Origin of the sequence: Fischerella sp. JS2, assembly GCF_032393985.1 — a bacterium.
In the GTDB taxonomy this organism is placed as follows: domain Bacteria; phylum Cyanobacteriota; class Cyanobacteriia; order Cyanobacteriales; family Nostocaceae; genus Fischerella.
Genome location: NZ_CP135918.1, coordinates 2955296 through 2974669 on the forward strand (window position 1 = coordinate 2955296; position 19374 = coordinate 2974669).

A 19374-nucleotide genomic window follows, 5' to 3' on the forward strand; every position below is an offset into this window, starting at 1 on the left:
AACCGTCAATAAACAACTATTCCAGTAAAATCCAAACAACAAACAACTGACAACAAAATTATTATGACCAAAAAGCGAATTTTTGTGACCGGTGCAAGTGGCTGTATTGGTCACTATCTTAGTGAAGCATTAATTCAAGAAACAGACTACGAGTTATATCTTCTAGTTAGGAACCCAGAGAAATTAAAAATTGATACGCAATTTCGTCCGGGTATCACAGTCTTGCAAGGTGATATGCAACAAATTCGGCAATTTGCGGACTTGCTGAAAACAATAGATGTCGCAGTATTGACAGCTACAGCTTGGGGTGGGGCGGCAACATTTGATGTTAATGTCGTCAAAACTCTAGAATTACTGAGTTATTTAGATCCAACTATCTGTGAACAGGTAATTTATTTTTCGACCGCAAGTGTTTTAGACAGCAAAAACCAACCACTTAAAGAAGCCGGAGAACTGGGTACAGACTATATCCGTTCTAAATATGATTGCTTACAGAAAATTGGGAAATTAGCGATCGCACCTAAAATCACAGAAGTTTTCCCCACGTTAGTTTTGGGTGGCGATGATAATAAACCCTATTCGCACCTAACACCAGGCATTCCTGAAGTTAAAAAATACATAGATTTCATTCGTTTTTTTCAAGCAGACGGTAGTTTTCACTTTATTCATGCTCGAGACATTGCCACAGTCGTATGCTATTTGATAGACAATCCGCCTCAAGAAAATGAAAGCAGGCAATTAGTTTTAGGTCAAGCACCATTAACCGCCAACCAAGCAATAGAAGAAGTGTGCGCTTATCTAGGCAAAAAAATTTACTTTCGTATGCCTTTGTCCTTTTCATTAGCTAACTTATTAATAGTCTTATTTCGCATCCGAATGGCAGCTTGGGATAGATTTTGTATGAAATATCGGCATTTTACTTATCAAAAATTTGTCAATCCTGATAGTTTTGGCTTACCGAATTACTGCGCTACTATTAGCGATGTTCTACGAATTAGTGGTGTGCAAAGTTATCGGTAACTTCTGTATTTTCATCGGTGTGTATTGGTGTTTATCTGTGGTCGAGTTTTTTAAGATTGTGGCGAAGTTGCAGGGAAAATAATTACGAACACCGATGCACACAGATGTAGACGCGCTTTGCGCGGCTTTCCGTAGGGTATACGGATGATGATAATTTTATTTTTCACTGTTCATTAAAGCAGCAATTCATCATTCATGGCGAAATTCGTTAAGAATCCCAGAGTTTTAAGAAAATTTGCTTAAAGTCGGTCATTACCCTAGCGTGGGAAAATCAGTATATAAGATCTAGAGAGGAAAACGCTATAGTATGCATTTGAGCGAAATCACTCATCCCAACCAGTTGCACGGTTTATCAATTCGCCAGTTGCAACAGATTGCCCGCCAAATTCGGGATAAGCATCTGCAAACCGTAGCATCGACTGGAGGGCATTTAGGACCAGGGTTGGGTGTTGTAGAGTTGACCTTAGGTCTATATCAAACACTAGATTTAGACCGTGATAAAGTCATTTGGGATGTCGGACACCAAGCCTATCCCCACAAACTGATTACAGGACGCTACAGTAATTTCCATACTCTACGGCAAAAAGATGGAATTGCTGGTTATCTCAAGCGCTGTGAAAGCAAATTCGATCATTTCGGCGCTGGACATGCTTCTACCAGTATTTCCGCAGCTTTAGGTATGGCTTTAGCGCGAGATGCCAAAGGAGAAAAATTTAAAGTTGTTGCTATTATCGGTGATGGGGCATTGACTGGCGGTATGGCATTAGAAGCCATCAACCACGCGGGACACCTACCGAAAACTAATTTATTAGTTGTCCTTAATGACAACGAAATGTCCATATCTCCCAATGTTGGGGCTATTCCCCGCTACCTTAACAAAATGCGTCTTAGCGGCCCAGTGCAATTTTTCAAAGATAGTTTTGAGGAACAATTTAAGCAAATTCCTTTTGTGGGTGAGTCTCTTTCTCCTGAACTAGGACGCATTAAAGAAGGAATGAAGCGGCTAGCTGTGCCAAAAGTGGGTGCTGTTTTTGAAGAACTTGGCTTTACCTATATGGGGCCAGTAGATGGGCATAATTTAGAAGAATTGATTGCTACTTTCCAACAGGCACATCAAATTACTGGACCTGTATTAGTGCATGTGGCAACGACAAAGGGCAAAGGTTATGAAATTGCTGAACAAGATCAAGTTGGTTATCATGCCCAATCTCCCTTTAACTTGACTACTGGTAAAGCTATCCCTTCCAGTAAACCCAAACCTCCTGCTTACTCAAAAGTATTTGCCCACACCTTAGTCAAACTTGCCGAACAAAACCCAAAAATTATCGGTATTACTGCCGCAATGGCAACGGGAACTGGTTTAGACAAACTGCAAGCAAAGCTACCCAATCAATATATAGATGTAGGTATTGCCGAACAACATGCCGTCACCCTAGCCGCCGGACTAGCAGCTGAAGGTATGCGTCCTGTTGCTGCAATCTATTCTACTTTCCTACAACGTGCCTACGACCAAATCATCCACGATGTTTGCATCCAAAACTTACCTGTGTTCTTCTGTATGGATCGTGCAGGAATTGTTGGTGCTGATGGCCCTACCCACCAAGGGATGTATGATATTGCCTATCTGCGCTGTATTCCCAACATGGTATTGATGGCACCCAAGGACGAAGCTGAACTCCAGCGCATGGTCGTTACAGGTGTGAACCATACTACTGGACCGATCGCTATGCGTTTCCCTCGTGGTAATGGCTATGGTGTCCCCTTGATGGAAGAAGGCTGGGAACCCTTGGAAATAGGTAAAGCTGAAATTCTCCGTCATGGAGATGATTTACTTATCTTGGGCTATGGCACAATGGTAAATCCAGCCATGCAAGTTGCAGAAATTCTTAGTGAACATGGGATTGAAACTACCGTGGTCAATGCCCGCTTTGCCAAGCCTCTAGATACAGAATTAATTTTCCCTCTTGCACAAAAAATTGAACGTGTTGTTACCTTGGAAGAAGGCTGTGTGATGGGTGGCTTTGGTTCCGCAGTAGCTGAAGCATTGTTAGATGCTGATATTGTCGTGCCAATCAAGCGAGTTGGTGTACCAGATGTGTTAGTTGAACATGCCGAACCAAATCAATCTAAAGCTGAATTGGGTTTAACAAGTCCACAAATTGCTGAAAAGGTTTTACAAGCTTTCTTTAATCAGCAAAAATCCGCAGTTATGTAATAAAATTAACCTCAAACAAGGGAAAGGGGACACCGAGCAGAGGAGCAGGGGAATAGGGGAGACGCACCGGACGCAAAGAATAACCAATACCCAAGCAATACCCAATCCCCGTTGCCCCTTATCCCACTCCCTACGACCGTGGCGACCCCGAGTTCCTCCCCTTTCTCCGTTCCCTATTCCCTATAACTTGCAAAGAATTATGATGTTTCAAACTAACCAAGTATACCCTGTCATCTGGCACAACGACTCAGTTTCGCTGATTGACCAAACGCGTTTGCCAAATGAGTATGCATTTGTAGAAATTAGTCGCAGTGAAGATATGGCAGTTGCCATCAAAACCATGATTGTCCGGGGTGCGCCCGCGATTGGTGTTGCTGCTGCCTATGGCATTTATCTTGGTGCGAGAGAAATTCATACAGACAACCGAGATGAGTTTTTGCACCACTTGGAAAATGTCGCCCAAATGCTGCGTTCTACCCGCCCCACAGCAGTCAATTTATTTTGGGCAATCTCCCGGATGATGAAAGTAGCCTATGAAACGATTGGTACAGTAGATGAGATTAGAAAAGCTCTCTTCCAAACTGCCCAAGCTATCAATGCTGAAGATTTACAAACTTGCCAAGATATCGGTGACAATGGCTTAAAAGCCTTACCTACTCAACCAGGACAACTAACCTTGCTCACCCACTGTAACGCTGGCGCATTAGCAACCGCAGGTTACGGTACAGCTTTGGGTGTAGTACGTTCTGCTTGGCGAGAAGGACGCTTGGCACGCTTATTTGCCGATGAAACTAGACCCAGATTGCAGGGTGCAAAACTCACAGCTTGGGAATGTGTACAAGAAAGCATTCCGGTTACGGTAATTACTGATAGTATGGCTGCCCACTGCATGAAACAAGGTTTAATTCATGCTGTCGTTGTAGGTGCTGACAGAATTGCCGCTAATGGAGATACGGCAAATAAAATTGGTACGTATAGTTTAGCATTAGTATCCAAAGCACATAACATTCCTTTCTTTGTTGCTGCACCCCTTTCTACTGTAGATTTTGACTTAGGTGATGGTAGCCAAATTCCAATTGAAGAGCGCCACCCAGGAGAAATTTACCAAATTGATGATACTATTTTGACGCCTGAAGGTGTGGAATTCTACAATCCTGCTTTTGATGTCACCCCAGCAGAATTAATTACAGCCATCATTACTGAGAATGGTGTGTTTGCCCCCAGTGAGTTAAAACAACTAGAAGCCAGAAAAGCAGCTTAAGGACTTCCAAATAAAATCTAATTGCAGGAGACAAGGGAGATTTGATGACAACAAATGCGATCGCTTGCTTATGAAGATTAAATGCAAAGCCAACTGGACACGATATTTACTAAAAACAAGTGTAACTATCATTACAACTACTGGATTACTTGGTACGTTAAAATCGACCACTGCTCAGATTCCAGCCAATCAGCTTGGTCAACAACTCCTGCAACAAACAAGTCAATGTATTAAGAGTAAATTTACTGACACTGCTCCATCTAATTTGCAAGCTTTGCAAACAGCTTCTATGCAATGCGTCTTGCAGGTAACAATGTTAGCAGAAGATGGTAGCATTCGTCCTGATGCAAGCGATCGGATTACCGCTTTAGTTGCAGCTACCGGAGTCAGCCTTCCTCAACCTGTTAGCCAAGGGCAAGCTAACATCCCACTCAAATTACTTCCTAACACCAATGTTTTTACTCTTCCAGTTCAAATCGGTGGACAAAGCAAAACCTTTCTTTTAGATACAGGTGCCTCTGCTTCTATTATTAACAATGAAACAGCTACACAATTAAAGCTTCAGGGTACACCTGTTCCTAACGACTTCATCAAATATTTAGTTGTAGGAAATGACTGTTCAAAAGTACAAGCTAGTTTCCATAGCTTGCCGCTTTTAGCTGTAAATAAAGCTCAAGTTCAAGGTTTATTTGGCATAGGCATGGGTCAAAATTCAATTCCAGTCAATACATCTGGAGTTTTGGGATTAGATTTTTTAAGCAATTTTGATGTTGTGATTAATCCTAAAAAATTGCAACTGCAACTTTTACCACCTTCACCACCAGTGACAGGGGCAATTCCCCTACAAGGCAAACTAGGCAATATGATTGCCCAAGCTAAAATTAACGGTCAAGGGCCTTTTAATTTCCTACTAGATACAGGCGCTGAAACAACAGTTATATCCAAATCATTAGCTAAAAAACTAAAAATAGACCAAACTAAATTAAGCAAAACAGAAGTAAATGGATTTTGTGGAACAGAAAAAGCGCAAAAAATCAAGTTATCACAACTAAACTTACAGCAACATCAAGCTACTCTAATTGATGCAGTGATTTTAGAAAGCGATAACATTTTTAACGTCTTAGGAATTCAAGGCATTATTGGTCAAAACGTTCTCAATAGGTATCAGCAACATTGGCGTTTTGGTAAGCGTAATCCCCTTGGCTACACCGAATCAGGCAGCTTAGTATTAATACCTGTATCAAAGAAATAATCAGACTATTTTGGATTGACTCCAAAACCATTAGTGTACCCTACGGGAAGCCGCCCTTAGGGGCGTCTACATCCGTGTGCATTCGTGTTTGTCAATACCACCCTCATCCGCACACGCCAAAAATTTTGTTGGCATAATATCTCGCCTGCGATGCCTCCATAACATCTAATATAAATTTGTAAAGACGCTCACTTTGACTGGAGCATGACCATAACACAGTTAAATAATCGCTATAAAGTTATCCAAGTACTTGGTGCAGGTGGGTTTGGCGAAACATTTTTGGCAGAAGATACCCACATGCCTTCTCGGCGTCGCTGTGTGATCAAGCAACTCAAACCAGTGACAAACGACCCGCAAACCTACAAAATGATTCAACAACGGTTTGAACGGGAAGCAGCTACCTTAGAACTTTTAGGTGAAAGTAGTGACCAAATTCCCAAACTCTACGCTTATTTTTCCGAACACGGACAATTTTATCTTGTCCAAGAATGGATTCAAGGTCAAACCCTAACAAATCTTGTCGAAACTCAAGGGCCAATCAGTGAAAATCAAGTTAGAGAAATTTTATTGAGTCTTTTATCAGTCTTAGACTATGTCCATAGTAAAGGCATTATTCACCGAGATATCAAGCCTGATAATATTATTCTTCGTACAGTTAATAATCAACCTGTTCTGATTGATTTTGGCGCAGTTAAAGAAACGATACGTTCAATCATCGCTACACCAAATTACTTAACCCAATCTCTAGTAATTGGTACGCCTGGGTATATGCCCAGCGAACAAGCCGTAGGACGCCCAGTGTATGCTACTGATATCTATAGCTTAGGTTTGACAGCAATTTATCTGCTGACAGGCAAACCGCCACACGAGTTACCAACTAACCAACAAACAGGGGAAGTCATTTGGCAGGATTTGGTTCCCAGCGTATCACCAGAATTAGCGATGATCCTCAAACAAGCAACTCATCCTCAAGCCAGCGATCGCTACTCCACCGCTAGTAAAATGTTACATGCTTTGCAATCTGCAAGCACCATTCCCCCGAAACCATCATACTCATCAACTCAATCTACAATCGCCCTGTCTCCTGCTGTGGCACACACCCAGCAAACCCAACCATTAGCTTCTGCCCAAAAGTCTGCTTTTATCCCTGCATCTACCACTTCTAACAATTGGCAAAAACCTGCTGTAATTTTTGGTAGTTTGGTTGTGGGTGGCTTAGTTGCTGGGATCGCGATCGCAAATATCACTCGCCAGCCACAAATAGAAGCAAATATTGATACAACCTCTGTCCCAGAAAAAACAGAATCACCGTTCGCTACCAATCCCACTTCTACACCATTATCTGTAGCTCCCACTACTGAATCTACCGATACACCTGTTGCTTCCCAGCCTCCTTTAATACCTACCTCTCCACAACAACCAGAAACTTCTATTCCTACTACACCTCCAGTTGTATCTGCACCGCAGCAACAACCACCAACATTTGCACCAGTCCCAGAAGATTCTCAAACTGCGGCAGTCCCCACACCAGAACAGCAACAGCCTGCTGAAGATCCTACTCCTGCTATACCTACACCACCCCCACAGCCAGAAAATCAACCCAAAGTTGCCACTGCTAACACTAGTAGCCTTAGTGTTCCTGCTTATCCCACAGGTACTTCTGAAAATACAGTGAAATCAACACTAGGAAAACCCGCAAAAGTTTCTCGAGGCTTATGGAACACCCGCGCTTATCTTTATCGTTTACACCCAAACCAGGTTGATCTTGGTTATTTATTTGACCGTAAAACTGGGGTATTACGGCAAACGGAAGTATCCTTTGCCCAATCTGTTCCACCCCAGGTAATGCAATCTACTTTGCAAGGAATGCTGGGAGGAAATGCCTCTGGTGAAATAAATAAAGCCCTGCAACGAGTGCATGAGCGTCAAATTAACCAATACTCATTCAGTGTTGGCACAGTAGAAGGTGTGATTCAACGCAACCAAGAGGATCAAATTTATATTGGTGTCTGGGATGCAGATTTGCATTAAAAAAAGCCCGCTTGTGCGGGCTTTGTAAATTAATAATTTGATTGCAATAAGTAGAACAACAAAATTAATCATAGAGGCGCACCAGAACGCAGAGAAATAAGAGGTTATCAGGACATAAAAGTTTATTTCATTAATCTAGCTAATAGTAGAGTTTTCAACTTGCAGAATACATATTTTATCTCGTATAAACTTTATTTCTTTTTCGGGACGCTTTAGCTATAGGTATTTAGCTACATTTGAAGAGGGCTAACCTCTACGGAGGAATTTGAAAAACGCTAGCAAAAGAGCATGGCAACGACGCTGCTAAACAATCGCTATCAAGTGATCGAAGTACTCGGTATTGGTGGCTTTAGCGAAACCTTTTTGGCAGAAGATACTTATCTGCCATCTCGTCGTCGTTGTGTGATTAAGCAACTTAAACCTGCAACAAATGACCCAAAAATTTATGACAAAATTCAACGACGGTTTGAACGGGAAGCGATTACCTTAGAGTTTTTGGGCGAAGGTAGTGACCAAATCCCCAAACTCTATGCTTACTTTTATGAGAATGGACAATTTTACTTAGTTCAAGAATGGATTCAAGGTCAAACCTTATCAAATATTATTAAAGCTCAAGGTTCACTGAGCGAAACCGCAGTCAGAGAAATTTTATTGAGTCTGCTGTCAGTTCTAGATTACATCCACAGCAAAGGCATCATCCACCGTGATATCAAGCCAGATAACATTATTCTACGCTCATCTAATCACAAGCCTGTATTGATTGACTTTGGTGCAGTTAAGGAAACAATCCGTTCAGTGGCAAATTCTTCAGGATACAGCACTCAGTCATTAGTGATGGGTACGCCAGGGTATATGCCCAGTGAGCAATTTACAGGACGCCCAGTTTATGCTACCGATATTTATAGCTTAGGATTGACAGCAATTTATCTACTAACTGGCAAACATCCCCGACAGCTACAAACTGAGCCACGAACAGGTGAAATACTCTGGCAATATTATGCTCCTGGGGTATCGCCACAATTGGCAATGATATTAAGTCGGGCAATTAAACCCCAAGCAGGCGATCGCTACAGTACTGCTAGCCAAATGTTACATGCCTTGCAATCTGTTCCTGCTTCACAGCAACTAATTGCTAGCTCTTCTATACCAACACCTACTACCCAACCTACAGTCCCGCCAGATATCACTACTGCTACATCTTTACAAACTCAGTCATTGCCTTCTTATTCTGGCACTCCAGATACCCTTACCTATCCAATTCCTAAAAAATGGCAAAAACCAATTTGGATTCTTGGCAGTCTAGTTGTAGCAGGCTTAATTGGTACAGTAGCAATTATTAGTATTACCCACAAGCCAGAGTCTGTAAACTCACCAGTATCAACATCTACACCAATTTCAAAATCTGAAACTACAAATCCTCCAGAATCGCCAGAACCCACAGATTCTACTGTTAAACAAAGCAATACACCTGTGGCTTCGCAGCCATCACCCAAGCAGCCTGTTTCTTCACCTTCTCCCTCCTCAGTTGCACCTGTGCCACCAGAACCTGAAGATGCTCCTGTAGTTTCTCAACCAAATAACAGCATCCCTCATCGCACTCACTCACCTAACACTGCCAATATTCGCAAATTTCCGGGATTTTCTGTCGGTACATCAAGAAGTACTGTAGAAGCTGCCCTTGGCAGACCAACACAAGATTCAAGAGGTGTTTGGGGTAATACTCGTGCTGTCAGTTATATATTAGTGCCAAATCAAATTCAGCTTGGCTACTTATTTGACCGTAATTCTGGAAGAATTCGTCAAACTGAGATTGCTTTTGCTTAATCTGTGGATCTTCAGCTAATACTAACGACTTTAGAACAAATGTTAGACGGTAAGTTAACTGAAGAAATTAAGCAAGGGCTACTGCAAGTTATCCAGCGACGGTTGGATCATTTCCGTTTTAGCATAGGTTCTCTCAAAGGTCAGATTGTGCGTCAAAATTGCGGTCTTATCTACATCAGTATTTGGGATGCTAAATTACATGATTTTGTCAATCCTGCGGATGCTAGAAGGTGTTAAATCTGTGTTTTTATTAGATTTAAAAAAGGAGCCTGATATAGGCTCCTTATAAATTCGGAATCTACAATTAATATCAAGTTTGCATGGCTACTTATTATTTCCGTTTAACCTTACCCCCATCCCCTCTCCTTGCTAAGGAGAGGGGTGCCGCAGGCGAGGTGAGGTCTTGTATTATAAGTGGTTCACCGAACTGGATATTACTTACAAATAATTCCGAATTGGAATAACTACTTCACACTCGCCTTACCGCCAGCTTCTTCGATACGCTTCTTCGCATCTTCGGCAGCTTCCTTAGCAATAGCTTCCTTAATAGGCTTAGGCGCAGATTCTACCAAGTCTTTTGCTTCCTTCAGACCCAAACCGGTCAATTCGCGTACGACTTTGAGGATAGCAATCTTCTTATCAGCTGGAACATCTTCGAGAATCACGTCAAATTCGGTCTTCTCTTCTACAGGTTCAGCAGCCGCAGCAGCACCAGCACCGGGAGCAGCCATCATCATCATGCCACCAGCAGGTGCTGCAGCACTAACACCAAAAGCATCTTCAATTTGCTTAACCAATTCAGCGGCTTCTAGCAGAGTCAGGGATTTTAATTTTTCCAAAATTTCATCAGTTGCAGCAGACATTGATATAACTCCTGTAATTTAAATTTGTTAATGATTAGTAGTTAGTAGTTAGTAGTTAGTAGTTGGTTTTTCACCACTAACTACTATCCACTAACCACTAACTTCTTCGCCTTTTTCTTTATCGGCATAGGCCTGCAAAGCACGAGCGAAGGAACTGGGAACCTCGTTGATACCAACGGCAACTTTGGTAGCCAGGGCGTTGATTGCTCCGGCAATTTGTGCCATGAGTTGCTCTTTAGATGGCAAATCGCCTAGTGCCTTAACATCCGGCTCTTTTAGCAGGCGACCTTCCATGACGCCGCCGCGTAGTTCTGTCTTTTTGGTGGCTTTTTGGAAATCTTGGTAAGCTTTAATCGCAGCCGAGAAATCCTCTTGAACCAACAAAAAAGCGGAAGAACCTTTGAGCAATTCCGACATGGGTTGCCATTTTTCATCATCTTGAATGGCAATACCCATTAGGGTATTTTTTGTTACCGTGCATGTTGCTCCTGCTGGACGCAGCCGTCGCCGTAGGTCTGTAATTTCGGCAACTGTTAGTCCTTGATAATCAATCACTAGCGCTAGTTGTGACTGACTCAAAGTTTCTTTGAGTTCAGCAACAATCTCTTTTTTGTTTTCTATAGTTCTACCCATACTTGTTTCACCTCCTTTAAAGGTTTTGTTATTTGTTGTTTGGAGCAACTAACAAACAACTACTAACACTCACCGAAAACAATAAACCCCAGCTGCAAAAGCCGGGGATTTGGTTGAAAGGTAGATTTGCAACTACCCTTCTCCTGATGCCAGAACTACCACACCAAAGAAGGGTAGAAATTCAAGCAATTTGGATGTAAACCTCGGCAGGATATTAAGCCAACGGCACCTGCTGTCTCCGGCTTTGTTATTTAATTTTGTTGTGAGTTATTGGCCATTAGTTATTAGCAAATGACAAAGGACAAATAACCAATAACTAACTTTATCTTTATGCTGCTTCTGTTTTTAGGTCGCGTAAGGCGTTGATATCGACTTTAATCGATGGCCCCATAGTGGCAGACACGTACATTGTGCGCCAATAACGACCTTTTGCTCCTGAAGGGCGATTACGGTCAATTGTTTCTTGTAAGGCTTTTAAATTTACCAGTAAATCTTCTGGTGAGAATGACGCCTTACCAAACATAACATGGACAATACCTGTACGATCAGCACGAAACTCTAATTTACCAGCTTTGAATTCTGCGATCGCATTTGCTAGGTCAAATGTTACTGTACCACCTTTGGGTGAGGGCATCAAACCACGTGGACCAAGCAATTTACCAAGCTTCGCTACCTGTGGCATAACATCAGGTGTGGCGATGAGCTTGTCAAAGTCCATCATTCCTTTTTGAATTTCGTCTATCAGTTCTTCTGAACCGACGATATCCGCCCCTGCGTTGGTTGCTTCTGTGACTTTTTCACCTCTAGCAATGACTGCCACTCGTACTTCTTGTCCTGTACCTTTAGGCAGTACAACCGTTGTCCGCAATTGTTGATCAGTATACTTCGGATCAATTCCCAAGCGAATGTGTGCTTCTGCTGCTTCGGGAAATTTTGCTGTTGCTGTCTGTTTTAAAAGACTTAAAGCATCTAAGGGAGCATACTCCCTATCTTCTACTTTCTCTAACAGCGCCTGTAAACGACGCGATACTCTTTTTGTCATTTTTCTCTCCTGGGGTCCTTAGCGAGATAATTTCTCTCCCCCAAAACAATTTTGGATTTTGTCTTAAATCTGTTGCATTTTGACTGTTGACCAATGACTAATCAGTCACTGTTACGCCCATGTTCTTGGCAGTGCCTGCAATAATCTTCATCGCTGCTTCAATATCATTGGCGTTAAGGTCAGGCATTTTGGTTTGGGCTATCTGCCGCAGTTGCTCTTGTGTAATTGAACCTACTTTCTTTTTGTTGGGTTCGCTAGAGCCTTTATCGATTTTTGCTGCTTTGGTAATCAACACCGATGCGGGTGGAGTCTTAAGTACAAAAGTGAAACTCCGGTCTTCATATACCGAAATTTCTACTGGTATTACCGTCCCAGCTTGGTCTGCTGTTTTGGCGTTGTACTCTTTGCAGAACATCATAATATTAACACCATGCTGACCCAAGGCGGGCCCAACTGGCGGTGCTGGGTTGGCTTTCCCAGCATTCAGGGCCAATTTAATGACCGCTACTACTTTTTTCGCCATTTGTGATTAGCTCTGTTTTTGAACCTGATTAAATTCCAATTCTACTGGTGTATCTCGTCCAAATATCGACAGCAAGGCTTTGAGTTTACTCCGTTCTGGGCTAACCTCTATGACCTCACCTTCAAAATCTTTAAACGGACCAGTAAGCACGACTATCTTATCACCAGTAGCCATATCAATTTTGACAATTGGCTCTTGTTCTGTGGTCTGTTTGAAGATTCTTTCTACTTCTGTATGACTCAATGGCATCGGTTTAACGTGACCGCGACCTTTGCCACTCCCACGTCTTTGTTCTGCTCCCACAAAATTAATTACATGGGAGGTATTTCGCACCACTTGCCAAGTGTCATCATCCATAATCATTCTTACCAGCACATAACCAGGAAATACTTTTTCCTCGGTGTGCTGACGGCTGCCATCCTTACGGATTTTCACTGCTGGCGTGTGCGGAATCTCCACCCGGAGAATTTTGTCAGCTACATCAAAGGTTTGGATGCGCTGTTCTAGGTTTGTTTTAACACGCTTTTCACAGCCAGAGGCTACTTGTACTGCATACCAGCGGGCTTCTTGCTCTCTTGCCGCAGGTTCTGAGCTATCATCTGACTGTAAAGCCAAATTGTGACCTTCGTCTGTTGCAGAAGTCATCCGAACACCTGTTGTGCTGCCCAAGTAAAGAATTTATCGACCAAAAAAATTAAAGATGCAGAGAGTGACACCATTAATAACACAGCTGCTGATTCACTCACCAACTGCTTTCGACTGGGCCAAACTACTTTTTCAAATTCTTCTTTAATTCCTTGAAAGAAGTTCCCCAAGCTAAAACCATTGCTGGTTTCTTCCATTTCTGCTTCATTTTTCTTGGCCACGGTCGCTTGCTCCCCCATTGCCTGATAGCTATTAACTGGATAATTTTCTATTGATAACTGTAGCTCTGGCTCAAACCAAATTTGCTTGAGGCTAGAGGCTACAAGTATAGATTCAATTATACCCAAAATCAAATACTAGCAAAGCTACCATAATAGCGATCGCATTTGCCTTGGTTTTTTTTGTTCTCAGTTACAGCGCGCCCTGGAGGACTTGAACCCCCGACATCAGGTTTTGGAGACCTGCGTTCTACCAACTGAACTAAGAGCGCATATGCTGCCTTTGATTCAGCTATCGCGTTTTACCTTTACTAGTTTAACGCAATTTGGCATTTTTGGTTAACTTTTTTAGTCGGGGGACAAATCAGCGGCTGATGCCGCTTGATGATTGAGTTTTCTCCCATATCTTAACTGATAGATCACAAAGGGCGGTCAAAGCGTTGTTTAATCCGAGTAGCTTTGCCAACACGATTGCGTAGGTAGTAAAGCTTCGCACGCCGCACCTTACCGCGACGTATGACTTTAATGCTGTCAATACGAGGAGAGTGAATCAGAAAAACCCGCTCAACGCCAACACCTTGGAACACACGCCGGACTGTAATGGTTTCATTAATGCCGCCGTTGCGTTTAGCGATGACAACTCCTTCGTAGGGCTGTACGCGGTATTTGTCTCCTTCTTTAATTTTGACTCCGACTTTAACGGTGTCACCGACATATATATCGGGCACATTAGATTTTAGCTGTTCCGCTTCAATTGAGCGGATAATCTCTTGAGCGTTCATAGTCAATCAAAAACTCACAATCATCCATAATAAATCCACTATTGCTTTTGAGTCTAGTAAATTTTCACCAAGCCCTTCGGGCAGGCAATGGGAATAGGCAACAGGCAATAGTATATAGCACTCAATAGCACTCAATTTGGCGACGCTATGAAAGCTACCCATGCCTCATCAATCTAAAGTCTAAAATTCAAAATCTAAAATTCTGGTAGCGGATGACGTTTCCGGGAGTTGTGTCGTCAAATAGAAGATGTATTTGAAGATGGCTTTGCCACAGGTGTGAGTGTTATGAAATTTAGTGTGGTCATCACGACCTACAACCGCTTAAACTTGCTCAAAAGAGCAATAAATTCTGCTTTAAACCAGACGATTGCTACTGAAGTAGTGGTAGCTGATGATTGTTCTTCTGATGGTACGCAAGAGTATGTAAATGGCTTAATGAAAAAGCTGTCACTTAGTGAAGACTCACGACTTGTATACCATCGCAATGAAGTAAACTCTGGTCATTCGGCAACTGTCAATGCTGGTATTGCTAAAGCTAGCGGTGAATGGATTAAGTTTTTGGATGATGACGACTACTTAGCTGTCAATTGTCTAGAAGAAATGGCAAGGGCGATCGCACTCCAACCTCAAGCAGTGATTTGTTCCTGTATTGCCGCTCAAGTGGATGAAAATGAAGTTGAGTGCGATCGCACTCCTCAAGTAGGACCTGGTTTAGCTTTTTATGTCCCGCAAGCTGATATTCATTACGGCATGTTGCTGGAACTTCTGCCTTTTGGTACACCTGTACAAGTAGCTTGCCGTCGAGATGCTTTTTTGCAAACAGGGGGTTGGGATTCTACATTTGATGCTAATTGTGATGATATTGATTCTTGGATTCACATTGCCAAATTTGGAGATGCGATTTTTCTCAATCAATGTCTTGCTTACCGCACCATATGGCCCGGTGCTTATAACCACAAGTTTTCTCCATCTCGGCGCTTGAATGCAAATATTTTAATCAAAGAAAAGATCTATGCTTTAGTAGATGAAATGCATTATTCTCATATCCCTAATTTTAAGGATATTAAAGATTATTTGAAATTACATTGGTTTATAGTAGCTCTTAAGCAACAAAAAATTCATAATATCATTAATATAATCTTTCCTTCTTTCTTTTCTTGGAAAGCTTGGCAACTTTTGTTAAATGCTGTAATAGCACGTCGTTTTCAGTATCAAAATAATCATGTTCGTAAAGTTGTACTGATTGAGTTATGATTGTTTGGCAATGCTGTAAATATTTTTGCGTAAGGTCTGTATAGTAGTTAATGATTTGCTTTGAATGAATAATATTTAATAATTCATAGTGGAAGTTAAAAAATAATACCAATTTGAGAAATGAGTGTGGCAGATAGATTTACAGAACCTATAGACATCCGGTTTTATTTATGAGCTTACTCGTGAAGACCGGGAACTCTTAACAGAAAATGTATTGAGCTTTTCGCAAAAATCAAATATAAATCCTATATACCTAGATCAGTAGCTCAATCTAAAATCCAAAATCCTATTAGCTGTATTTCAACATATCTACTTATATCAAGATATTGATTATTAATTATGCGAATTATACATATTTTAAATGAGGTTCAAGAAATTGGTAACGGTATTGTCAATGTAGCTGTCGATTTAGCTTGTCTGCAAGCAAAAGATGGCCATGAGGTGGCAGTAATATCTAGTGGTGGAAGTTACGAAAATTTATTAGCAAATTATGGTGTTAAGCACTATCAATTAGATCAAACACGCAAACCAGTCAATCTCATCAAAGCCGCTATTAGATATCGGGCAATCGTCAAAGAATTTCAGCCAGATATTGTTCATGCCCATATGATGACAGGAGTAATATTAGCAGCTTTTTTGAGAAACAAAGGTAAAAGTAGATATAGCTTAGTTTCGACTGTACACAATGAATTTCAACGCAGCAGTATATTTATGGGGCTAGCTGACCGAGTAATTGCTGTTAGTAAAGCAGTTGCTGAGGCTATGGCACAGCGTGGTATTTCTCAAGAAAAACTGTGGGTAGTATGTAATGGTACTTTAGGAAGCCCCCGCAGCCGACCCCTCCAAGAGTATAAACCTTTACCTTTACAACATCCAGCGATCGCGACTGTGGCAGGGATGTATTATCGTAAAGGTATAGCCGAGTTAATTGCAGCTTTTGAGCAAGTAGCCTCAGATTTTCCCCAAGCACATTTATACATAGTCGGAAACGGACCTGATCGCCATGAGTTTGAGGAACAAGCAAGCAAAACATCTGTCAGTTCACGCATCCACTTTGAAGGCTTTCAACCAGAACCCCAATGTTATCTACTAGCTTGTGATATATTTGTCCTCGCTTCTCACCGTGATCCTTGCCCCTTAGTAATTTCCGAAGCCCGCGAAGCTAGTTGTGCAATTGTAGCTACAGAAGTAGATGGCATTCCCGAAGCATTGGATTATGGAAAAGCTGGTATTTTAGTACCAGCAAAAGACCCAAATACTTTAGCAGCAGCTTTAGTTAAACTGCTGAGTAACCCAGAAACACTCCACCAGTGGAAGGTAAAGGCAATTCAAAATCTAGAACGGTTAAACGTTTACCGTGTTCATCAAGAAACACTAGCAGTGTATCAAGGGTTAGTTAGTGGTTAGTGGATATTGGGGAGATGGGGAGATGAGGGGTGTGAGGGGTGTGAGGGGTGTGTAGACGCGCTTTGCGCGGCTTAAGGTAAGGGTGGGGTGTGAGAAGTGGTAAACAACTAACCACTAACCACTAACCACTAACTACTAACAATTATTTTTTCAAAGTAGCTGATGCATTAAGTTTGTAACTGGCTATAACTTGGTTAACTGTTGGTAATAGTTCTTTATATTGCTCACTAGGTACAATATAGGAGTCAATGGAAATTTTGTCACCTTGGGATTTGATAAAACTATTAGCTGTGAGTGATCCGGAGGCATTTCCGCTTTTAGCTGTATAACTCCAAGTAATCCTCACACTGCCGTCATTTTGTCTGACAGGCTGATCCATTCTAAAGTCTGGTTCTGACTCAAATTTGTTAATAAACCGCTTCAAAATATTGGTTAATTCTTCTTGAGTGGGAGTGTTTTCAGTGTTGAAAACATTGACTTGAATCAGACCATTCTCAGTTGGATCAAGCCAATAGATAATTACTTCGTTGGCATTACTGTTATCCCTGAGATTCCAGCCTTGGGGAACATCGATAGAGAACAAACCAGTGTCGTAGGAATAGGTTTGTAGGTTGCGTATTACGACTGGTCGGAAGTTACCAGTTGTGGTTCCGGAGGTTGAAGTCGAAGAACTTGAAGAATTGGAAGAACTTGAAGAACTTGAAGAATTGGAAGAACTTGAGGTAGAAGGTTCACTAGGAGTAGGACTGACCTGAGTCGGAGTTGCTACTGGTGTGTCAGAGTTAGAGTTATCTTGTTCGGAAATACTAGCACCGATAAAAGCCAATGCTACAATTAAGACCCCTAAAGCCCCAAGGCAAGAATAAAGAATGATTGCTGCTTTTGTCCAAGCTCTTTGGTGGGCTTTAAAGTCTTCAATACTACGCCACTGCCGACTTCTCCAAGCCCATGTGTTACCTTTTGCACCCAAGACAAAAGGCATCGGTATACCCACGTAAGGAACCCAAGATAACAGTCCAATCCAGACTTGATTGGTGATACTCCACAATGGAGACATCAAAAATGCTCCCCAGTTCCAACCTTGAATTTCCGGAGGTACGGGAACATTGGTATTAAATGTGCCACCTCCACCTAGCCAGTCAGAATTCGTGGTTGCAGCAGGTGAGACGTATTGTTGAGGATTGTAACTTCCGCCCGACCAGTTTGGGTTAGAACCCAGGGGAGTAACAACAGGTTGGATGTGCTGGGGGGGTTGTCCACCTGAGTTGATAACTGTGGGTGGTGGGGAATATCCTCCAGGGTTTAGTGATGCAGGTGTATTGTATTGGGGAGAAGGTTCTGTGGGTGCAACGTAATTATTAACCGCAGGAGACTGTAAAGCATCAATCATGTCTTTGGCGGTAGGATAGCGATCGCCTGGATGATATGCGATCGCTTTATCTAGTACCATCCGTAAACTAGGACTGACATTCATGGCATACTGATGCCACATGATCTCTCCAGTTCTGGGATCTGTTTGCAACTCCTGTGGCATTCTCCCAGTCAACAAATAAATCATTGTGATCGCTAAGCTGTAGAGATCACTGCTGTAAACAGGCCTACCAGCTGCTTGTTCTGGAGGCATAAATCCTGGTGTGCCGATGACAATCGAACTAGTGGGGTTGCCTTGAGAGTTAACGATTGTACCCATCGATTCCCGTACTGCCCCAAAGTCAATCAGCACCGGTATATTATCTGCATCTCGCAGAATTATATTGTCTGGTTTAATATCCCGATGGATGATGTGTCTGCTGTGTACGAAGTTGAGAACGTACAACAAACTCTTGAGTATTTCCCGCACAGCACTCTCACTCATTACTCCTTCAGTGTGTACTTTTTCAGTGAGAGTTTTACCTTCTACATATTCTTGAACTAAATAAAACTGACCTTGTTCAGCAAAATACGCATACAAATTGGGAATCCGGTTGTTGCTGTTTCCCAAATCCTCCAAAATGGCAGCTTCTCGCTGGAACCTGTCTTGTACCATTTTATATATCTGCGGATTCTCTGTAACAGGCTTCAGCTGCTTAATGACACAACGACGACCGGAAGGCAAATGTGTATCTTCTGTTAGAAAAGTTTTGCCGAAACCACCTTCTCCTAAAACTTTCACAATCTTGTAACGATTGTTGATAATAGTTTGTAACATTATAATACACAACCTCTATGTTATCTTAATTACTTGATATAGGAAGTATCTAGTGCAATACGGCGGAAATAATTTAGAATTTTAAGATATGGACAAAAATCTTATGTGACGATTTTTACCTTTTGCCTCCTGTGTGTTGGCTGGTGGTGCTAGTGATCTAGTAATTAAAACAATCCATGCAGCTGAGATTACGGAAAATCACTATCAGGAAATAAT

Annotated in this window: 15 protein-coding genes, 1 tRNA gene, 1 pseudogene and 1 other annotated feature; of the genes and pseudogenes, 8 read left to right on the top strand and 9 right to left on the bottom strand. The window is 41.9% G+C overall.

Features of this window, described 5'->3' with window-relative positions:
* Nucleotides 1-63 precede the first annotated feature (63 nt).
* From RS893_RS12380 to RS893_RS12405, 6 genes and pseudogenes are all read left to right on the top strand, one after another.
* Entirely contained in the window at nt 64-1020 is a 957-nt protein-coding gene (locus RS893_RS12380; protein ID WP_315791420.1) for an NAD(P)-dependent oxidoreductase, read from the top strand.
* A 307-nt stretch (nt 1021-1327) separates the two neighbouring features.
* On the top strand, nt 1328-3235 hold the full coding sequence (gene dxs, locus RS893_RS12385) for a 1-deoxy-D-xylulose-5-phosphate synthase (protein WP_315791421.1): 1908 nt from the start codon (nt 1328-1330) through the stop codon (nt 3233-3235).
* A 199-nt stretch (nt 3236-3434) separates the two neighbouring features.
* Nucleotides 3435-4496, top strand: a complete 1062-nt coding sequence (gene mtnA / locus RS893_RS12390) for an S-methyl-5-thioribose-1-phosphate isomerase (protein WP_315791422.1) — start codon at nt 3435-3437, stop codon at nt 4494-4496.
* A 70-nt stretch (nt 4497-4566) separates the two neighbouring features.
* Nucleotides 4567-5748 carry a retropepsin-like aspartic protease gene (locus RS893_RS12395; RefSeq protein ID WP_315791423.1) on the top strand — a complete coding sequence of 394 codons (1182 nt, stop codon included), beginning with the start codon at nt 4567-4569 and terminating at the stop codon, nt 5746-5748.
* A gap of 204 nt (nt 5749-5952) precedes the next feature.
* Nucleotides 5953-7779 carry a protein kinase domain-containing protein gene (locus tag RS893_RS12400; protein WP_315791424.1) on the top strand — a complete coding sequence of 609 codons (1827 nt, stop codon included), beginning with the start codon at nt 5953-5955 and terminating at the stop codon, nt 7777-7779.
* Between the two features lie 288 nt (nt 7780-8067).
* Nucleotides 8068-9840 (top strand): annotated as a pseudogene (locus RS893_RS12405) (protein kinase domain-containing protein).
* A gap of 227 nt (nt 9841-10067) precedes the next feature.
* Here RS893_RS12405 and rplL read toward each other — a convergent pair.
* From rplL to rplS, 8 genes are all read right to left on the bottom strand, one after another.
* Nucleotides 10068-10466: a 50S ribosomal protein L7/L12 gene (gene rplL / locus RS893_RS12410; RefSeq protein WP_009457690.1), complete on the bottom strand. Its 399-nt coding sequence runs from the start codon at nt 10464-10466 to the stop codon at nt 10068-10070.
* A gap of 90 nt (nt 10467-10556) precedes the next feature.
* Nucleotides 10557-11099 carry a 50S ribosomal protein L10 gene (gene rplJ, locus RS893_RS12415; protein ID WP_315791425.1) on the bottom strand — a complete coding sequence of 181 codons (543 nt, stop codon included), beginning with the start codon at nt 11097-11099 and terminating at the stop codon, nt 10557-10559.
* A 71-nt stretch (nt 11100-11170) separates the two neighbouring features.
* Nucleotides 11171-11359, bottom strand: a sequence feature (ribosomal protein L10 leader region).
* Nucleotides 11360-11427: 68 nt separating this feature from the next.
* Nucleotides 11428-12141, bottom strand: a complete 714-nt coding sequence (rplA, locus tag RS893_RS12420; RefSeq protein ID WP_315791426.1) for a 50S ribosomal protein L1 — start codon at nt 12139-12141, stop codon at nt 11428-11430.
* A 97-nt stretch (nt 12142-12238) separates the two neighbouring features.
* Nucleotides 12239-12664: a 50S ribosomal protein L11 gene (gene rplK, locus RS893_RS12425; RefSeq protein ID WP_026736576.1), complete on the bottom strand. Its 426-nt coding sequence runs from the start codon at nt 12662-12664 to the stop codon at nt 12239-12241.
* A gap of 6 nt (nt 12665-12670) precedes the next feature.
* Nucleotides 12671-13309, bottom strand: coding sequence for a transcription termination/antitermination protein NusG (gene nusG / locus RS893_RS12430; protein ID WP_315791427.1), 639 nt, complete (start codon nt 13307-13309; stop codon nt 12671-12673).
* Entirely contained in the window at nt 13306-13530 is a 225-nt protein-coding gene (gene secE / locus RS893_RS12435; RefSeq protein ID WP_026086164.1) for a preprotein translocase subunit SecE, read from the bottom strand. Before secE ends, nusG begins: the two co-directional genes overlap by 4 nt.
* A gap of 196 nt (nt 13531-13726) precedes the next feature.
* Nucleotides 13727-13799, bottom strand: a tRNA-Trp gene (locus RS893_RS12440).
* 147 nt (nt 13800-13946) lie between these two features.
* Nucleotides 13947-14309, bottom strand: coding sequence for a 50S ribosomal protein L19 (gene rplS, locus RS893_RS12445; RefSeq protein WP_315791428.1), 363 nt, complete (start codon nt 14307-14309; stop codon nt 13947-13949).
* 285 nt (nt 14310-14594) lie between these two features.
* On the opposite strand from rplS, the gene RS893_RS12450 reads away from it, so the two are divergent.
* Nucleotides 14595-15563, top strand: coding sequence for a glycosyltransferase family 2 protein (locus tag RS893_RS12450; RefSeq protein WP_315791953.1), 969 nt, complete (start codon nt 14595-14597; stop codon nt 15561-15563).
* Nucleotides 15564-15902: 339 nt separating this feature from the next.
* On the top strand, nt 15903-16970 hold the full coding sequence (locus RS893_RS12455; protein ID WP_315791429.1) for a glycosyltransferase family 4 protein: 1068 nt from the start codon (nt 15903-15905) through the stop codon (nt 16968-16970).
* 142 nt (nt 16971-17112) lie between these two features.
* On the opposite strand, the gene RS893_RS12460 is transcribed toward RS893_RS12455, so the two are convergent.
* Nucleotides 17113-19158, bottom strand: a complete 2046-nt coding sequence (locus RS893_RS12460; protein ID WP_315791430.1) for a serine/threonine-protein kinase — start codon at nt 19156-19158, stop codon at nt 17113-17115.
* Between the last annotated feature and the right edge of the window lie 216 nt (nt 19159-19374).

Coding starts and splice junctions, on each gene's coding strand:
- RS893_RS12380 (WP_315791420.1), top strand. CDS start 64: ATGACCAAAAAGCGAATTTTTGTGACCGGTGCAAGTGGCTGTATTGGT.
- dxs (WP_315791421.1), top strand. CDS start 1,328: ATGCATTTGAGCGAAATCACTCATCCCAACCAGTTGCACGGTTTATCA.
- mtnA (WP_315791422.1), top strand. CDS start 3,435: ATGATGTTTCAAACTAACCAAGTATACCCTGTCATCTGGCACAACGAC.
- RS893_RS12395 (WP_315791423.1), top strand. CDS start 4,567: ATGAAGATTAAATGCAAAGCCAACTGGACACGATATTTACTAAAAACA.
- RS893_RS12400 (WP_315791424.1), top strand. CDS start 5,953: ATGACCATAACACAGTTAAATAATCGCTATAAAGTTATCCAAGTACTT.
- rplL (WP_009457690.1), bottom strand. CDS start 10,466: ATGTCTGCTGCAACTGATGAAATTTTGGAAAAATTAAAATCCCTGACT.
- rplJ (WP_315791425.1), bottom strand. CDS start 11,099: ATGGGTAGAACTATAGAAAACAAAAAAGAGATTGTTGCTGAACTCAAA.
- rplA (WP_315791426.1), bottom strand. CDS start 12,141: ATGACAAAAAGAGTATCGCGTCGTTTACAGGCGCTGTTAGAGAAAGTA.
- rplK (WP_026736576.1), bottom strand. CDS start 12,664: ATGGCGAAAAAAGTAGTAGCGGTCATTAAATTGGCCCTGAATGCTGGG.
- nusG (WP_315791427.1), bottom strand. CDS start 13,309: ATGACTTCTGCAACAGACGAAGGTCACAATTTGGCTTTACAGTCAGAT.
- rplS (WP_315791428.1), bottom strand. CDS start 14,309: ATGAACGCTCAAGAGATTATCCGCTCAATTGAAGCGGAACAGCTAAAA.
- RS893_RS12450 (WP_315791953.1), top strand. CDS start 14,595: ATGAAATTTAGTGTGGTCATCACGACCTACAACCGCTTAAACTTGCTC.
- RS893_RS12455 (WP_315791429.1), top strand. CDS start 15,903: ATGCGAATTATACATATTTTAAATGAGGTTCAAGAAATTGGTAACGGT.
- RS893_RS12460 (WP_315791430.1), bottom strand. CDS start 19,158: ATGTTACAAACTATTATCAACAATCGTTACAAGATTGTGAAAGTTTTA.